Source organism: Flavobacterium jumunjinense (assembly GCF_021650975.2).
GTDB classification, from domain to species: domain Bacteria; phylum Bacteroidota; class Bacteroidia; order Flavobacteriales; family Flavobacteriaceae; genus Flavobacterium; species Flavobacterium jumunjinense.
The window spans coordinates 319,323-334,666 of sequence record NZ_CP091285.1; the positions used below are offsets into that span (position 1 = coordinate 319,323).

The 15,344-nt window shown below is 29.7% G+C and carries 20 protein-coding genes; 8 read left to right on the top strand and 12 right to left on the bottom strand.

Going from position 1 to position 15,344, the window contains the following annotated elements:
* Position 1: 1 nt before the first annotated feature.
* On the bottom strand, positions 2–943 hold the full coding sequence (nusB, locus tag L2Z92_RS01550; RefSeq protein WP_236457098.1) for a transcription antitermination factor NusB: 942 nt from the start codon (positions 941–943) through the stop codon (positions 2–4).
* A 122-nt stretch (positions 944–1,065) separates the two neighbouring features.
* The gene (locus L2Z92_RS01555; RefSeq protein WP_236457099.1) at positions 1,066–2,166 is read right to left on the bottom strand and encodes a Glu/Leu/Phe/Val dehydrogenase dimerization domain-containing protein; all 1,101 of its coding nucleotides are present in this window, start codon (positions 2,164–2,166) and stop codon (positions 1,066–1,068) included.
* 189 nt (positions 2,167–2,355) lie between these two features.
* Here L2Z92_RS01555 and L2Z92_RS01560 point away from each other — a divergent pair, with 189 nt between their 5' ends.
* On the top strand, positions 2,356–4,116 hold the full coding sequence (locus L2Z92_RS01560) for an ABC transporter ATP-binding protein (protein ID WP_236457100.1): 1,761 nt from the start codon (positions 2,356–2,358) through the stop codon (positions 4,114–4,116).
* Between the two features lie 69 nt (positions 4,117–4,185).
* Complete coding sequence (locus L2Z92_RS01565; protein WP_236457101.1) at positions 4,186–4,560, top strand: PUR family DNA/RNA-binding protein; 375 nt, start codon at positions 4,186–4,188, stop codon at positions 4,558–4,560.
* A 51-nt stretch (positions 4,561–4,611) separates the two neighbouring features.
* Here the strand turns inward: L2Z92_RS01565 and L2Z92_RS01570 are convergent, their stop codons facing one another.
* Positions 4,612–4,956, bottom strand: coding sequence for a tRNA-binding protein (locus L2Z92_RS01570; RefSeq protein ID WP_236457102.1), 345 nt, complete (start codon positions 4,954–4,956; stop codon positions 4,612–4,614).
* On the bottom strand, positions 4,946–5,407 hold the full coding sequence (locus L2Z92_RS01575) for an Mpo1 family 2-hydroxy fatty acid dioxygenase (RefSeq protein WP_236457103.1): 462 nt from the start codon (positions 5,405–5,407) through the stop codon (positions 4,946–4,948). Before L2Z92_RS01575 ends, L2Z92_RS01570 begins: the two co-directional genes overlap by 11 nt.
* A 124-nt stretch (positions 5,408–5,531) precedes the next feature.
* Between L2Z92_RS01575 and L2Z92_RS01580 the strand changes: the two genes are divergently transcribed.
* Complete coding sequence (locus L2Z92_RS01580) at positions 5,532–6,086, top strand: thioredoxin family protein (protein WP_236457104.1); 555 nt, start codon at positions 5,532–5,534, stop codon at positions 6,084–6,086.
* Positions 6,087–6,119: 33 nt separating this feature from the next.
* Entirely contained in the window at positions 6,120–6,650 is a 531-nt protein-coding gene (locus tag L2Z92_RS01585; RefSeq protein WP_236457105.1) for a hypothetical protein, read from the top strand.
* A 133-nt stretch (positions 6,651–6,783) separates the two neighbouring features.
* On the opposite strand, the gene L2Z92_RS01590 is transcribed toward L2Z92_RS01585, so the two are convergent.
* The 7 genes from L2Z92_RS01590 to L2Z92_RS01620 all read right to left on the bottom strand — a co-directional run bounded on the left by L2Z92_RS01590 (position 6,784) and on the right by L2Z92_RS01620 (position 12,025).
* Positions 6,784–7,062 carry a hypothetical protein gene (locus L2Z92_RS01590; protein WP_236457106.1) on the bottom strand — a complete coding sequence of 93 codons (279 nt, stop codon included), beginning with the start codon at positions 7,060–7,062 and terminating at the stop codon, positions 6,784–6,786.
* Between the two features lie 126 nt (positions 7,063–7,188).
* Positions 7,189–7,692 carry a hypothetical protein gene (locus tag L2Z92_RS01595; RefSeq protein ID WP_236457107.1) on the bottom strand — a complete coding sequence of 168 codons (504 nt, stop codon included), beginning with the start codon at positions 7,690–7,692 and terminating at the stop codon, positions 7,189–7,191.
* Positions 7,693–7,745: 53 nt separating this feature from the next.
* Positions 7,746–8,258 carry a hypothetical protein gene (locus L2Z92_RS01600; RefSeq protein ID WP_236457108.1) on the bottom strand — a complete coding sequence of 171 codons (513 nt, stop codon included), beginning with the start codon at positions 8,256–8,258 and terminating at the stop codon, positions 7,746–7,748.
* A gap of 113 nt (positions 8,259–8,371) precedes the next feature.
* Positions 8,372–9,388, bottom strand: a complete 1,017-nt coding sequence (locus L2Z92_RS01605; RefSeq protein ID WP_236457109.1) for an MvdC/MvdD family ATP grasp protein — start codon at positions 9,386–9,388, stop codon at positions 8,372–8,374.
* Between the two features lie 97 nt (positions 9,389–9,485).
* Positions 9,486–10,478, bottom strand: a complete 993-nt coding sequence (locus L2Z92_RS01610) for an MvdC/MvdD family ATP grasp protein (protein ID WP_236457110.1) — start codon at positions 10,476–10,478, stop codon at positions 9,486–9,488.
* Between the two features lie 99 nt (positions 10,479–10,577).
* Complete coding sequence (locus L2Z92_RS01615) at positions 10,578–10,817, bottom strand: microviridin/marinostatin family tricyclic proteinase inhibitor (protein ID WP_236457111.1); 240 nt, start codon at positions 10,815–10,817, stop codon at positions 10,578–10,580.
* A gap of 275 nt (positions 10,818–11,092) precedes the next feature.
* On the bottom strand, positions 11,093–12,025 hold the full coding sequence (locus tag L2Z92_RS01620; RefSeq protein ID WP_236457112.1) for a peptidylprolyl isomerase: 933 nt from the start codon (positions 12,023–12,025) through the stop codon (positions 11,093–11,095).
* A 193-nt stretch (positions 12,026–12,218) separates the two neighbouring features.
* Here L2Z92_RS01620 and L2Z92_RS01625 point away from each other — a divergent pair, with 193 nt between their 5' ends.
* Entirely contained in the window at positions 12,219–12,938 is a 720-nt protein-coding gene (locus L2Z92_RS01625; protein ID WP_236457113.1) for a 3-ketoacyl-ACP reductase, read from the top strand.
* Between the two features lie 162 nt (positions 12,939–13,100).
* The gene (locus tag L2Z92_RS01630) at positions 13,101–13,427 is read left to right on the top strand and encodes a hypothetical protein (RefSeq protein ID WP_236457114.1); all 327 of its coding nucleotides are present in this window, start codon (positions 13,101–13,103) and stop codon (positions 13,425–13,427) included.
* 92 nt (positions 13,428–13,519) lie between these two features.
* Here the strand turns inward: L2Z92_RS01630 and L2Z92_RS01635 are convergent, their stop codons facing one another.
* Positions 13,520–13,747, bottom strand: a complete 228-nt coding sequence (locus L2Z92_RS01635; protein WP_236457115.1) for a CDGSH iron-sulfur domain-containing protein — start codon at positions 13,745–13,747, stop codon at positions 13,520–13,522.
* Positions 13,748–14,044: 297 nt separating this feature from the next.
* Here L2Z92_RS01635 and trmD point away from each other — a divergent pair, with 297 nt between their 5' ends.
* Both trmD and rplS read left to right on the top strand, forming a co-directional pair.
* Positions 14,045–14,722, top strand: coding sequence for a tRNA (guanosine(37)-N1)-methyltransferase TrmD (trmD, locus tag L2Z92_RS01640; protein WP_236457116.1), 678 nt, complete (start codon positions 14,045–14,047; stop codon positions 14,720–14,722).
* Positions 14,723–14,864: 142 nt separating this feature from the next.
* Positions 14,865–15,218: a 50S ribosomal protein L19 gene (rplS, locus tag L2Z92_RS01645; protein ID WP_236457117.1), complete on the top strand. Its 354-nt coding sequence runs from the start codon at positions 14,865–14,867 to the stop codon at positions 15,216–15,218.
* Positions 15,219–15,344 lie beyond the last annotated feature (126 nt).

The following is a 15,344-nucleotide window of genomic DNA, read 5'->3' on the forward strand; positions in this document are numbered from 1 at the left end:
TTTATAATAATCCTCTTCCCGCTTTATTCAAACGGTTTTCTTTTTCAAATTCTTTAACTAAATTATCCAAAATTCCATTGATAAAAATACTACTTTTTGGGGTAGAATATTCTTTTGCAATTTCTAAATATTCGTTAATTGTAACTTTTGTTGGAATTGAAGGAAATTTTAACAACTCACAAATTGCCATTTTCAAGATAATTGTATCTATTTCTGCAATTCTATCGGTGTCCCAATTTGGAGTTTTATCAATATATTCTTTAGAAAGTTCTGTTTCGTTTAGAATTGTCTTTCTAAATAAACTTTTCACATAATCTTTATCATCCAGATCTTTATACAATCTTGTAATTAAAAAACTTTCATCGTTTTCATTACATTGCTTTAATTGTTTTAAGATTAATGTGTTTACAGATGGTAAATCGTCTAACCAAGTTAACTTATGTTCTTCCAAATAGTCATACAGTCTTTCATTTGGCGCAATCACTTCTGTAAATAAATCGGAAATAAAGTTCTTATCATCTTTAAAAGTTACTTTAGGCAAATCCATATATTCTTTATATAGTTCGCTTTCCTTAATAACTTCTAAAAGAAATAAAATGATATCATCATTATGTTTCCAATTCGTTATAGATCTTTTGTCTATTGCTTCAGTTAATGAATCACTACGCAATAATAGATTCAATACTTTGTTTTCAACAAATCTTTTGCTTGGATTTCGTTCTTCTTTAGTTGCTAAATGCTTTTTAGATGCTAACTCTAAATACTCTTCTTCTTTTTCACGAATTTCTATCAATGCAGACAATATCAAAAGATACAAATCGTGCATATTATCAATACTTTGAAACAAGAATTTTTCCTCTTTATCAAGATTTTCTCCTTGATGTTGGTGCATCGCATAGATACCTTGCATCACCTTCACTCGTATATGTCTTCTATTTAACATACTAATTTAAGAACTTTTAAAAATTAAGAAAGCGAAAGAAAATCTTTCGCTTTGCAAAAATACATTTTTTTTTTATTTTAGATAATAACTGTTTACAATTTAAAGTCTAAATAAAAATTTTATTATGAATTCTCATTCTTTTTATCATCAATACGCTTTTGTGCAATAGACATAGCCGCTTGATGTGTTGTAATATTGTTTTTACTAGCAAAATCGAAAATCTCAAGAGATGTATTATAAATATTTTCGGTCTTCTCCATCACTTGTTCTTTTGTCAAATTAGCTAATTCCGAATAGACATTAATTACACCACCTGCATTAATAAGGAAATCTGGAGCATATAAAATACCTTTATCCTTTAAGATATTTCCATGAACTACTTCATTAGCTAATTGATTATTAGCTGCACCAGCAATAATTTTTGCTTTAATTTGCCCAATAGTTTTGTCGTTAATAGTTGCACCTAATGCACAAGGAGCATAAATATCAACGTCTGCACTATACAAATCGTCTCCTGTATAAATTTTTGCTCCATATTTAGCACCAACATCATGAAGACGTTGTTCGTTAATATCAGAAATTGAAACAATTGCTCCATTTTCTGTTAAATGTTGTACTAAAACTTCACCAACATGACCAATTCCTTGTACTAAAACCTTTTTACCATCTAAATTATCTGAACCAAATTTGTATTTAGCTGCAGCTTTTAGCCCCATATAAACACCATAAGCTGTTATAGGTGAAGGATTCCCTGAACCTCCTTTTTCTTTAGAGATACCAGTTACATATTTAGTTACTTCACGAACCGTATCCATATCTTTCGTTTCCATTCCAACATCCTCTGCTGTAATATATTTTCCTGATAAAGAATCTACAAACTCTCCAAATCTTCTCATTAATTCTGGAGTTTTTTGCGTTTTTGCATCCCCAATAATAACAGCTTTACCTCCTCCAAGGTTTAAACCAGAAATTGAAGATTTAAAAGACATTCCTCTAGACAAACGTAAAACATCATTCAATGCTTCCCATTCGTTAGAATAATTCCACATTCTTGTTCCACCTAAAGCTGGCCCTAAAACTGTGTTATGAATTCCAATAATTGCTTTTAATCCTGTATCTTTGTCATGGCAAAATACAACTTGCTCATGTCCGTCAAATGAGATTTGACCAAAAACGGGATCAACTTTATGTAGCTCTTTTGCTAGTAATAGTTCTGTTGACATATAACTTTGTGTTGAAAATTATTCAATAATTAGTCACAATATTACGAATAAAAATAAAATAATTGAAAAATTTATCTTTTTTTTACAGATTTCATAATTAATTATTACATTTAAAACAATTACAGATTTCTGAAAAAATCATAAAATTTTGCTTTTTTAATAAAAAAAAATACAACTTTGAATTTTTAAATGAAAGAATTACAATACTTAAACAAATATTTTGCAAAATATAAATACCGTTTTTTTTTCGGAATTATTTTTACTATTGCAGCACAAATTTTCTCATTATTCACTCCTGAACTAATTGGGAACTCAATAAGTGCGATAAAAGAACTTACTCAAAACAAGAATCTAACCATTGAACTCATAACCTCAGCACTTTATAAGAATATTCTTCTAATAATTGGAACCACAATTATAGCTGGTTTTTTTACCTTCTTAATGCGTCAATCTATTATCGTAATGTCCCGATATGTAGAATTCGACTTAAAAAATGAAGTTTTCAATCACTATCAAAGACTTACTCAAAGTTTCTACAAGAAAAACAGAACTGGAGATTTAATGAGTCGTATTAGTGAAGATGTTGGAAAAGTACGTATGTATGTTGGTCCAGCAGTTATGTATTCCTTAAACACAATAATACGTTTCACTGTTGTTATTATTTATATGTATAACATTTCACCCAAACTGACATTATACACATTACTTCCTTTACCTTTATTATCGTATGGTATCTTCAAAATTAGTACTGTAATTAATAAAAAAAGTGGTCTTTTTCAACAAAATTTATCTACTTTATCCTCTTTTACTCAGGAAATGTTCTCAGGAATTAGAGTAATTAAAGCCTACGCAATAGAAAATTACAAAACAGAAGAGTTTTCAAAGTTAACTAAAGACAGTAATGAGAAAGCAATGAGTTTAGCAAAAACACATTCTTTATTTGGGCCTTTAATGATTCTTTTAATAGGCTTAAGTAATTTAGTTGTTATTTATGTTGGGGGAATGATGTATATCAAAGGTGATATTCCTGATATTGGTATTATTGCGCAATTTATCCTCTACATTAACATGCTAACTTGGCCTGTAGCATCACTTGGTTGGGTTTCATCACTTGTTCAAGAAGCAGAAGCCTCACAAAAAAGAATCAATGAATTTTTATTAATTCAACCAGAAATAACAAATCAGGTAGAAGAGCATACTGAAATTGTTGGAAGAATTGAGTTTAAAGATGTTTCTTTCACTTATGAAGACACGAATATTGAGGCTTTAAAGCACATCAATTTCACCGTTAATCCTGGAGAAACACTTGCCATACTTGGAAAAACAGGCTCTGGAAAATCGACAATACTTTCTTTAATTAGTAGACTGTATGATGTTTCTTCTGGAGTTATTAAAATCGATGAAAATCCAATTCAAAAAGTACACTTAGATGATTTAAGAAACAATGTAGGTGTTGTTCCGCAAGATGCATTTCTATTTTCTGACACTATTAAAAACAACATTAAGTTTGGAAATGAAAACGCAACTGATGAAGAAGTAATTGAAGTCGCTAAAAAAGCAGTTGTTCACCACAATATTGTTGATTTTACGAACCAATATGAAACAATTCTTGGAGAAAGAGGAATTACTTTATCTGGTGGACAAAAGCAACGTGTTTCAATTGCAAGAGCTTTAATAAAGAATGCACCTATTTTATTACTAGACGACTGCTTGAGTGCAGTTGATACTGAGACCGAAGAACAAATTCTTAACAATTTAATGGCGTTTTGTGATAATAAAACCACTGTTATTGTGAGTCATAGGATATCATCTGCTAAAAATGCAGATAAAATAATCATACTAGAAGACGGTAAAATAATACAAAAAGGTACTCATAATCAATTAGTAGTTGAAGATGGTTACTACAAAGACCTTTATTTTAAACAGCTATCGGAAAAAGAAATCGTATAAACTATTGCTTTATACGATTTTTTTTTAGACTTTTGGGAAACTATAAAACAATAAATCGACCGTTGGATTATGAGAGAAAATGAAATGTTAGAAAAAGAAGATATCTTTTCTAAAGTATTAAGAGCTGGAAGAAGAACATATTTCTTCGATGTGAGAGCAACAAAAGCTGATGATTACTACATAACCATTACTGAAAGTAAAAAATTTACAGAAGAAGATGGTTCATACCATTTTAAAAAGCATAAAATTTACTTATACAAAGAAGATTTTGTAGCTTTTAAAGAAATTTTAGATGAAATGACTGATTTTGTAGTATCTCAAAAAGGTGAAGAAGTGATATCTGAAAGACATCAAAAAGATTTCAAAAAAGAAACTTATACTGACTCTGATGATTCAACTCCTTCAACAGAAAGCTTTACAAATGTAAGTTTTGAAGATATTTAATCGAAAGTTAAAAAATATTAAATTAAACCTAGAATCAATTCTAGGTTTTTTTTATGTCATTTTCATTCCGTTTTTCACCTGAATATCTGGAGACAACAATACTACTCCACCTTCATGTCCGTCTAAACCTAAGACAAGACATTCACTCATAAATTTTCCAATTTGTTTTCTAGGAAAATTAACAACAGCCATGATTTGCTTTCCTTTTAGTTCCTCTTTAGTATAATGCGTTGTAATTTGAGCTGATGATTTTCGAATTCCAATCTCTTCTCCAAAATCAATTTGCAATTGAAACGCTGGCTTTCTAGCTTCAGGGAAATCATTTACTTCTAAAATTGTACCTACTCGAATGTCTACTTTTTCAAAATCATTCCAAGTTATTGTATTATTTCCCATTAAAAACTGAATGTATAACCCAAGCTGGGCCAATTAATAAAAATTGTAAATCTTTTAAAAATGAAGGCTTTTTACCTTCTATCTTATGTCCATAAAATTGTCCAATCCATCCAATTACAAATACTGATAACGAAAACCAAAAAACAGCCAATAATAAAGATAGCCAATAATTAACAACAAGACAAATAAAAGTAAACATAAACATTTTGATTCCCATTGAAAAAGAGAGTTTAAAATAAAACAATGACACCAAAATCATAGCTATAAATCCCCAATTCCCTAATATTGGATGAATTTTATCTAATGGAATAAGCAACTTACTTGGAATACTCATAATCATTCCAACAACAGAGAAAAAAATTAAAGGAACACAAACATAGTGTATCTTCTTATTTGTCATATTTTGATGACTTACGCTATACTCTTCAAACCATTCTCTTAGTGTTTTCATCTAAGAATCTTATATTATTACAATTTTCAATTTAAATCTAAACATTTTGTAACAAATTAGCAAGTTTCAACGTATAATAATTAGAGGTAAGTCTTTTCTTTCCTTTCTAAATTTCATACTCACTATGGCACAAACAGCTTCAAACATGTTAGCGTTAGGAACAAAAGCTCCTGATTTTTTATTACCTGCTACAAATTTCAATACTACATTTAATTTTGAAGAATGCAAAGGCAGCAAAGGCACATTAGTAATATTCATTTGTAACCATTGTCCGTTTGTAATTCATGTTATTGACGAAATAGTTATGATTGCAAATGATTATCGCGTGCAAGGATTAGGAATTGTTGCCATTTCTAGTAACGATATAGTGAAATACCCTCAAGATAATCCAGAAAAAATGGCTGATTTTGCATTAGAAAACAAAATGGATTTTCCGTACCTATTTGATGAAACTCAAAACACAGCAAAAAGTTATAGCGCAGCTTGTACACCCGATTTTTATTTATTTGACAATCAGAATAAATTAATATACCGTGGACAATTAGATGATTCTCGTCCTTCGAATGGTATTCCTGTTAGCGGAAGCGATTTAAGAAATGCTATTGATAGTGTCATTTATAATCGTCATTTGAATGAAGTACAAAAACCGAGTATTGGTTGTGGAATCAAGTGGAAGTAGTGTTATAGTATTCAGTAAATAGATAGTTATTTTATGATTCTAGATGATTTTTTAAAGAAACACGAACTAAAAGAGGTTTTTAATACAGAACTCAAAATAGAAAGAGAAAAATTCATTGAAAAAATGAAAGAGATATCTGACATAAGTTTCAAAACAAAATTTTCATTAATTGCAGATAATTTTTTACCCGAAAAAATTAAATATGTTGGTAATTTTTCAAGAAGTTTTATAGAACTTAGAGAAAGGACATTCCCGTTCAAACGATATAAAGCAGAAAGCATTATAAAATTAAATTTAAATTCTCAAAACGAAATACTCTTTATTAAAACAAGTATTCAAGGAATTTCATACTTTAGGTTTATTTTAAGCGCATTAATTTTATCTGTTTTATCATTACTTTGTATTTTACTTTTATTTGAATTAGCATTTCTGCCTATACTATTAATTGTATTAATTAGTTATTTTTATTTATTTATAACTTTTAAAAACTCAAAAACTAATGTACAGAGAATAAAAAAAGAATTATCAAACTATTACAAAACAATTGAAAATGAACTGCAATAAAAAATAATTAAAACTTTAATTACAACAAAAGCAAAGTGTTAGATCAAAACCATTTCCCACTATTCATCGGCTTTTTAAGCATTTCTTTTACCGCATTTAATGACTCTCCGTTACCGAATTTTCTTTTAAAATTTTAAGCCCCTTTAAGATTCTCTTGTGTTACTTTTCTTTGATTATTTTCTGCAATCTTGCGCGCAAACCAATATTGCTTTCTTATTTGTATTCTTGTTTGCAAGCTTTCAGCAATATTCAAATCGTCAATAGTTAATAGTGCTTTATTGAAAATAATCTCAATTGGTTCATCAATGAGTATTTCAATCAATTCTTTTTGACAATCATCACTTAGCAACATCAAATTTTCAGCAATTTGCATTCTGTTTTTGTAATGTCCTTTTTTGAGAATAGATCTCAAAATTATTACTTTCTCTTTTTTATAAAAGAAAAAATCCAACTTTCAGGAAGCTTAAAATAAAAAAGAGAATAAATCAATCTTAAGAGCATAATATTTTTTTAAAGAAACAGAATAGAAATTATAACATTATTTACGTTCCAAAACAACATCAATTGGTCGATTTGTTCTTGGTCCGAATTGTCTAGATTGTTTTTCGTTTTCACTTGAGCAAAGTACGTATAGATTGAAGCTTTGCAATGGTATGACTTGTGGTTTAAAAACACCAGATGGATCTTCAATTTTTATACTGAAATTTTCAGCAGGAAAAGTGTTTGCTACTGATATAAAATAATTATCTTTTGCGTAGGGAAAGAAATAACGTTCTTTTTCTCCTTCTTTATTAATTAAATAGTTTTGTTGAAATACAAGTGGTTGATTACTATTACTCCAACTATACATGTTATTTATATTGATAACAACAGTTTCATTTGGATTGACTACTGTTATTTTTAAATTTTTCAGATTTTCAGACTTTCCATTCTCATGTGCATTAACCACTACATAAGAAGTAAAATCGTAGCCGCAATGTTGAATTTGGCTGAAAGAAAAGAAAGAGAAAAGTAAAAAGAGAAAAGCATATAGGTTTTTCATAGATTTGATATATAATTGTAAAAATACAAAATCAAAAACAATACCAATAACTACTACCTTACTTTAAATTCTTTATACTTCCTGCAGTATTCATTATTTTTAGCATTACACAGTTCCTGATAACAAACAAGGAGTTTGTATTTCAATTGTTTTGTTTGTTTAATAGCATAAGCCAACTCTAGCTCTTTCGAAGCTTCAGAATAGTCTCCTTCATTATAATACGCTGTTCCTTGATTGATTAAGATTTCATATGACTTATTTTCAAAAGCAACTTTACTTTCTAATTGCGATTTCTTATTTAAAGCTTCATAGTTACTAAATCGTATTGAAAAGTAATACCCTAAACCACCCAATGCAATTATTATAGCAAACAATGTCAATAAATCAAACCTTCTTCTGTTTGAAATATTCGCTAAAGCTTCATCCTTTTCATAAGCTCCAAACGAAGCATTAAAATTATTCGAAAACTCAGAGTTCCCTGCTACTCCATTTCTAGAACGCGTAAATGGCTTTCTCGCTTTTTGCTTATATATCCATTTTTGCAACCCAAAACCACCATAGCCCATAGCAACATCATTTTAATAAAGATACAATAAATGCTTATTTTTTCAAAACAAAAAAAGCCTCGAAATTTTTTATTCGAGACTCTCTTCATTTTATTTTATAAGCTACAAAATCACTAAACTGTAGCGTATTCTAAAACTGGTTTGTAACGTCTAAATGTTTGTCCTAATAAAACTTTTGCCATATGAGTAGTAATTGCACCGTCTACTAATTTATCTAACCAATAGAATTCTCCCGCCGAATTAATCTCTAAGAAATAATGATCTTTCTCTGGTGTAACAATTATATCTATAGCTCCATAATTGATTTGATAAACATCCATCATTTCAAGTATTTTGTTTTTAACATCTAATGGCAACTCATAAGGAACCCAATCATTAAGCAGAGTTGTTCCTTCTCTTCTCCAATCGATTTTAGCATTTGATAACTTTTGAGAATCTACGGCAAAAGCAAAAATTTCATCTCCAACAACCGTTACCCTTAACTCTACCTCTTTTTCTAACTTTTCTTGAAATTGCATTGGACAATATTGCAATGTATCTATAGATTCTAAATCTTCTTCTTTAATAACATTCGTAAAAACAACATTTTCAATTCCGTCTTTATAAATCGCAAAAGAACTTTGCATTTTTGCTATCGCTCCATTCGGATGTGCTTTTACAAATCTTTTTGCTTCTTCTGGACTGTTTGTAATACAGGTTTCTGGTATTAGCATTCCTAAAAATGAAGCAATTTTCATTTGTTCTTCTTTACTATCTAATCTTCTGTAAGAACTATACTTCCCTATTTGAAAACAATTCAAACTTTCAAGCATTCCATATAATGTTGTACGCACTTCGCCATGAGCACTACTTAAAAATTCTCCTGATAATACAGATTTTAATCCATCTGCTAAATGATGACTCCTTCTATACCATAACGCCTCAATATCATGAAGTGCTTCTCTATGTCCTTCATAATCTAAGAAAACTTTCCATTGTTTTTCCTCATAACAAGAACTTAATGAATATTTCGTAGGATATTCATCTACATTAAAACGAATAGGATGTCCTCCCATTTCTTTAATTTTATCTGAAATAACAGTTATGCATTCATTATCCCTGCTATGGGTTATAATCAATACTTTTTTCATATGTTTAAATTTTATTTGTTATAACTAATCTATGTTATCGACTTATAATGGTTTACTTTCAATACACAAACTCATTGTTAAAAGTGATTTCAATAAATTAAATATTATTCTTTCTATTTTTTCTTTCTACTAACTTATTTGCAATTGTTTCTCCTATAGGATATCCCAAATCGCGTTGAAGCATTCCCCATTCTCCTTGTGGGTTTACTTCTAAAAAAACATACTGACCGTCTTTTTGCTTAATAACATCAATAGCTCCAAAAACGAGTCCCATTGTATTCATCATTTTTGTAATAGAATGGGTGATTTTTTCAGGTAATTCATAAATTGCCCAACCAACATTCCCTTCTTTTGTTGCTCTCCAATCTGTTTTTCCTGTTTCAGATAATGTTGCATTTATTTTCCCCGCATAGAATATTCCATCAATATAGATAACTCTTAATTCATATTCTTTCTCTATTTTTCTTTGAAATATCATTGGGCAGTAAGCCAAAGTAGCCTTTAATTCTTCTATTTGATCTTCTTCTACTAAGGTTGTAGGAAAAAAAGAAGCCGATCCGCTCATACTTCTAGACAATGATCCGTTTAGTTTTGCTATGAGTTCTTTTTTACAAACGTCATAAAAAAAACGCTCAACAGTTGCTCCATTATTGGTAAAAATAGTTTCTGGAATAGCTAATCCAGATTGTTTTGCTATTCTTAATTGTTCGAATTTATTCTCTCCTATACTATGATCTGTTTCAATTAGATTTATCCAATCCTTATTTTTTAAAGATTCGAAAAACATATTTCTCATAGCACTATATTCTTGAACATATATTGATCTATACGCTTTATCTAAATTTTCAGGTATCTCAATTGGCCATATTTTTCGATACCAAACTGCTTTTATATCATCAGCTGTAAAACGAATATCACCATCTATAATTTCAAGTAGTGGTTCTCCAGCTATATTTTGATAGGAAAATGATAACTTTTCAGAAAAATTATCGGAATTTAATCTATAAACATCTTCGCCTAATTCTTTTAATCTTTTTATTACACTATCAATTGTATAATAATCTTTACTATGGCTTATGCATAAAATCATGTTTTCTATTTAAATTCAGGAAAATCTATTTTCATTTTTTTCTATAAAAAAACAATAAAAATTAAGGAGTAACAGTTAGACCGTTACTCCCTATTATTTCTAGATTTCGTCTAGTGGTCCTGACTCATCATTATCTGATGGGTATTTCATAGTGTGAACATTATCTGAAATTGGATTTGTAGTATCATCATCACTATCAGAAGGGAATTTTAAAGTATGATCTCCATCCTTTAATTTTGAAGTTAGTGCTCCACCTTGTACTTCATTAGACTCTCCTTGAGTTAATTGATTTTCTAAAAAATTTGCGAAAAAAGGTTTTTTCAATTCTTGATTTTTCATTTTTGTTGATTTTAATTTTAATGTTTTTGTTTTGTTGTATTTGCAAATAACGAACACCCGAATTTAACAATTTTTACGGAAAAACCCCACATTAAATTGTGAAAAAATTGTTAAAAAATAAAAAACCCAGTAACCATTAGCCTTTCCAAGCTAAAAAAAATATTTTTAAAATATATTTTCTTAAACAAAACCATAAAAACTATTTCCATAAAAAAATCCCGAAAAAATTCGGGATTCATTGTAGTATAACTTTGTATTACTATATAGACATAGTATTATTTTACGTCCATCAATTCAACATCAAAAACTAAAGTTGCATCTGGTGGAATTACTCCTCCAGCTCCTTGAGAACCATATCCTAAAAATGAAGGAATAACAAAACGTGCTTTATCTCCAACATTCAACAATGCAATACCTTCGTCCCAACCTTGAATTACTTGACCAACTCCTAATTGAAATTCGATTGGTTGTTTTCTTTTATATGATGAGTCAAAAACTTGACCATTCTCTAAAGCTCCTTGATAATGAACTGATACTTTTTTTCCTTTTTCAGCTTGTTTACCACTTCCTTTTTGGATAATTTGGTAACGCAATCCGCTTTGTGTTTTTTGAAAACCAGCTGCTATTTTTTCCAATGCTTCTTCAGCTTCTTTCTTTTGTTCAGCTAATCTTTTCTCTCTAGATCCTTCAAAAGTTCTGAAAGCTTCGATAGCATTCCAATTTTTAGCTTCGTCTCCTACCCTAACAATTTCAACTGACTCTAAAGCATCTTCTTGAGCAACTGCATCAACAACTTCTTGCCCTTCAACTACATGTCCGAAAACTGAATGTTTCCCATCTAACCAAGGAGTTGGAACATGTGTAATAAAAAATTGTGTTCCATTTGTTCCAGGTCCTGCATTTGCCATAGATAAAACACCTGGCTTATCATGCTTTAATTCTGGGTGAAATTCATCATCAAATTTATAACCACCATCACCTGTACCTGTACCTTGTGGACAACCACCTTGAATCATAAAATCAGGAATTACACGGTGAAATTTTAATCCGTTGTAATATGGAGTTCCCATTGATTTTACTGAATTTTCTAACTGTCCTTCAGCTAGTCCTACAAAATTACCAACAGTTCCTGGAGTCTTATCATGTGTTAGCTTAACTAAAATACTTCCTTTAGAAGTATTAAACTTTGCGTAAATTCCGTCTTGCATTTTATTGAATTTAAATTATATCTCACAAAATTAGTGATTTTATTACAGAAAAAAAATTACATTTTAAGATATAAAACCACATCTCAATCAGCAACAAACCGCTTTATTTACAGAAAATTCACATAACTTTAAGAACCTACATCATTTCGATTGCATCCAAATACTTATTTTTGCAGCACTAAAACAAATTACAATGGAAAAATTAAACGGAAAAAAGGCAATCATAACAGGAGGAAGTAGAGGTTTAGGAAAAGCAACTGCAATTGCTTTTGCAAAAGAAGGAATTGATGTTGCTATTACCGGAAGAAACGAGACTAAATTAATTGAAACTGTAAATGAATTAAAAGCATTAGGCGTAAATGCGACCTATGCAGTTTTCGATGTTAGCAACTATGAGGAAGTTAAAAACGGAATAAAAAAAATAATCACATCTCTTGGCTCAGTTGACATTCTAGTAAACAATGCTGGTATTGCGGCTTTTGGTTCTTTTAACGATATGGAAGTAAACCAATGGACAGAAATCATTCAAACCAATGTTATGGGAATGTATTATGTTACAAAAGAAGTACTTCCTTTCCTGATTGAAAAAAATCAAGGAGATATTATCAATGTTTCTTCGACAGCTGGCTTAAATGGAAACCCAAATACTTCTGCTTATTCTGCGTCTAAGTTTGCTGTTATCGGAATGTCTGAATCACTAATGAAAGAAGTACGCAAAAACAATATTAGAGTTTGTACTTTAACACCAAGTACAATTGCTTCTGATATGTCGATTGAATTAGGAATTGCAAACAAAGATTCGGTTGATAGTGTATTACAACCTGAAGATTTTGCAGAATTAATTGTTACTAGTCTTCAATTACCTAGAAGAGCAATGCTTAAAAATGCTTCACTTTGGTCTACTAATCCATAGTTTACAAAGAACTACTTCTATTAAATGCATAATTGAAACTTTTTTGATTATGCATTTTTTAGTATATTTAATCCATTCTATAATCTTTAAAATAAGATTAGACAAGACAATAATTTAACTTCAGAGTCAAAAGCAGTTTGGGGTAAAATGTCTGTTAACCAAATGTTATCACATTGTGTTTCTCCAATCGCAGTAGATTTAGGAACGGAAACATTAAAAATTCCTTTCGCAATGAGAATATTAGGTCGAATGAAGAAAAACAAATGGTTAAACACCCCTGAATTCAAGAAAAATAGCCCAACAGCCAAAGAATTTATTCGTACAGAACATTATGAATTTGAAACTATCAAAAATGAGTTAACACAAAAAGTTCAAAAATTAGGTAAAGGTTTTCAAGTAATTCAAATTAAAACACATCCTTTTTGGGAAAAATTAAGTGAATCAGACTGGAAGAATCTACAATCGAAACATTTAGATCATCATTTGTGACAGTTTGGAGTGTAAACCAAAAAATAATTATACAAAAGCAAAAAACCTTCAATTGCAATTAATTGAAAGTTTTTTTGCAATATTATTGTTCATTATAATTTTTTCATTGGAGGCAAATCAAATGCTTTTGCTTCATGATCAAAGTTATTACGATGCGAACCATCGCAAAATGGTTTATTGCCTGACATTCCACAACGGCAAATACCTAAAGTAGTTCTCCCTTCTAATCCGTATGTATTTCCTTGGCTATCTACTATTTCAAAATCACCTTCAATCTTCAAAGAACCATTGCTATTAACTGTTAGTTTAGTCTTACTCATTATACATTTTTTTATTAAGTTCAAAGATTACAAAATATATTTTAATTTGGTACATTTTTACGTCTAAAGTTAATCATAAAACGACAAACACCTATAGAGGATGATATCTAAATTTAAAACAAATTTATTATGTAAAAACCACCTAGTGTTCATTTGAAAAAAAGTAAATACGGTTTTTTGTAAAATTTGAATACGGATTTTTATTACGAATTAAGTAATTGTGAGTTTCAGATTCAAAATATAATAAAGCACTTTACACTTTTAAACTTTTAAAGTACTTTTGCAAAAAACATTCCAATGCGTATTGATATTATTACCGTATTACCTGAACTTATAAAAAGTCCGTTTGAAGCTTCAATATTAAAGAGAGCTATTGAGAAAGGATTGGTTGAAGTACATTTTCACAACTTAAGAGATTATACTACAAACAAACAAAAGAGTGTAGATGATTATCAATTTGGTGGTGGTGCTGGAATGGTTATGAATATCCAACCTATAGATGATTGCATTGCCAAATTGAAAGATGAACGCGATTATGATGAAATTATTTATATGACTCCAGATGGCGAAACTTTAAATCAGAATATGGCAAATGGAATGTCATTATTAAAAAACATAATTATACTTTGCGGACATTACAAAGGAGTAGATCAACGTGTGCGTGACCATTTTATTACTAGAGAAATTTCTATAGGTGACTATGTTCTTTCTGGTGGTGAACTTGGAGCGGCTATACTTTGCGATAGTATTATTCGTTTAATTCCTGGTGTTTTAAGTAATGAAACTTCTGCATTAACAGATAGTTTTCAGGACAATTTACTTTCTCCTCCAATTTATACGCGTCCCGCAGATTATAAAGGTTGGAAAGTTCCAGAGATTCTACTAAGCGGAAATTTCCCTAAAATTGAAGAGTGGAGAGAACAAAAAGCCTACGAACACACCAAAAACAGAAGACCCGATTTATTAGAAGAATAAAATTCAAGTTAATAAGTCATAAATTATTAACAATTAGTAATTAATAATTCATAATTAATTTTTACATTTGCACCCATATTTGGACCAACCTCTAGCGATAGACGTGTATGTTGTTCTAAATCAAATAATTATATCATTAACAATGGCTAATTTAGTAGATTTCGTACAAAGCGAATTTGTAACAAAAAAAGATTTCCCAGAATTTGGAGCTGGAGACACAATTACTGTGTACTATGAAATTAAAGAGGGTGAAAAAACTAGAACTCAGTTCTTCAAAGGTGTAGTAATACAAAAAAGAGGTACTGGAACAACTGAAACTTTCACAATTCGTAAAATGTCTGGTGCAATTGGTGTTGAGCGTATCTTCCCAGTTAACATGCCAGCTTTACAAAAAGTTGAAGTTAACCAAAGAGGTAAAGTTCGTAGAGCTCGTATTTTCTACTTCAGAGAACTTACTGGTAAAAAAGCTAAAATTAAAGAAAAAAGAAGAAGATAATCTTCCTATTCTAAAGAGTGAGATAGTTTATTTCTATCAAACCGAAATAACTAAAAAGCAGTTACATTTTTTTGTAACTGCTTTTTTTATATTGGGCGCAAATATCTTTCTTATCAATTTCTATTG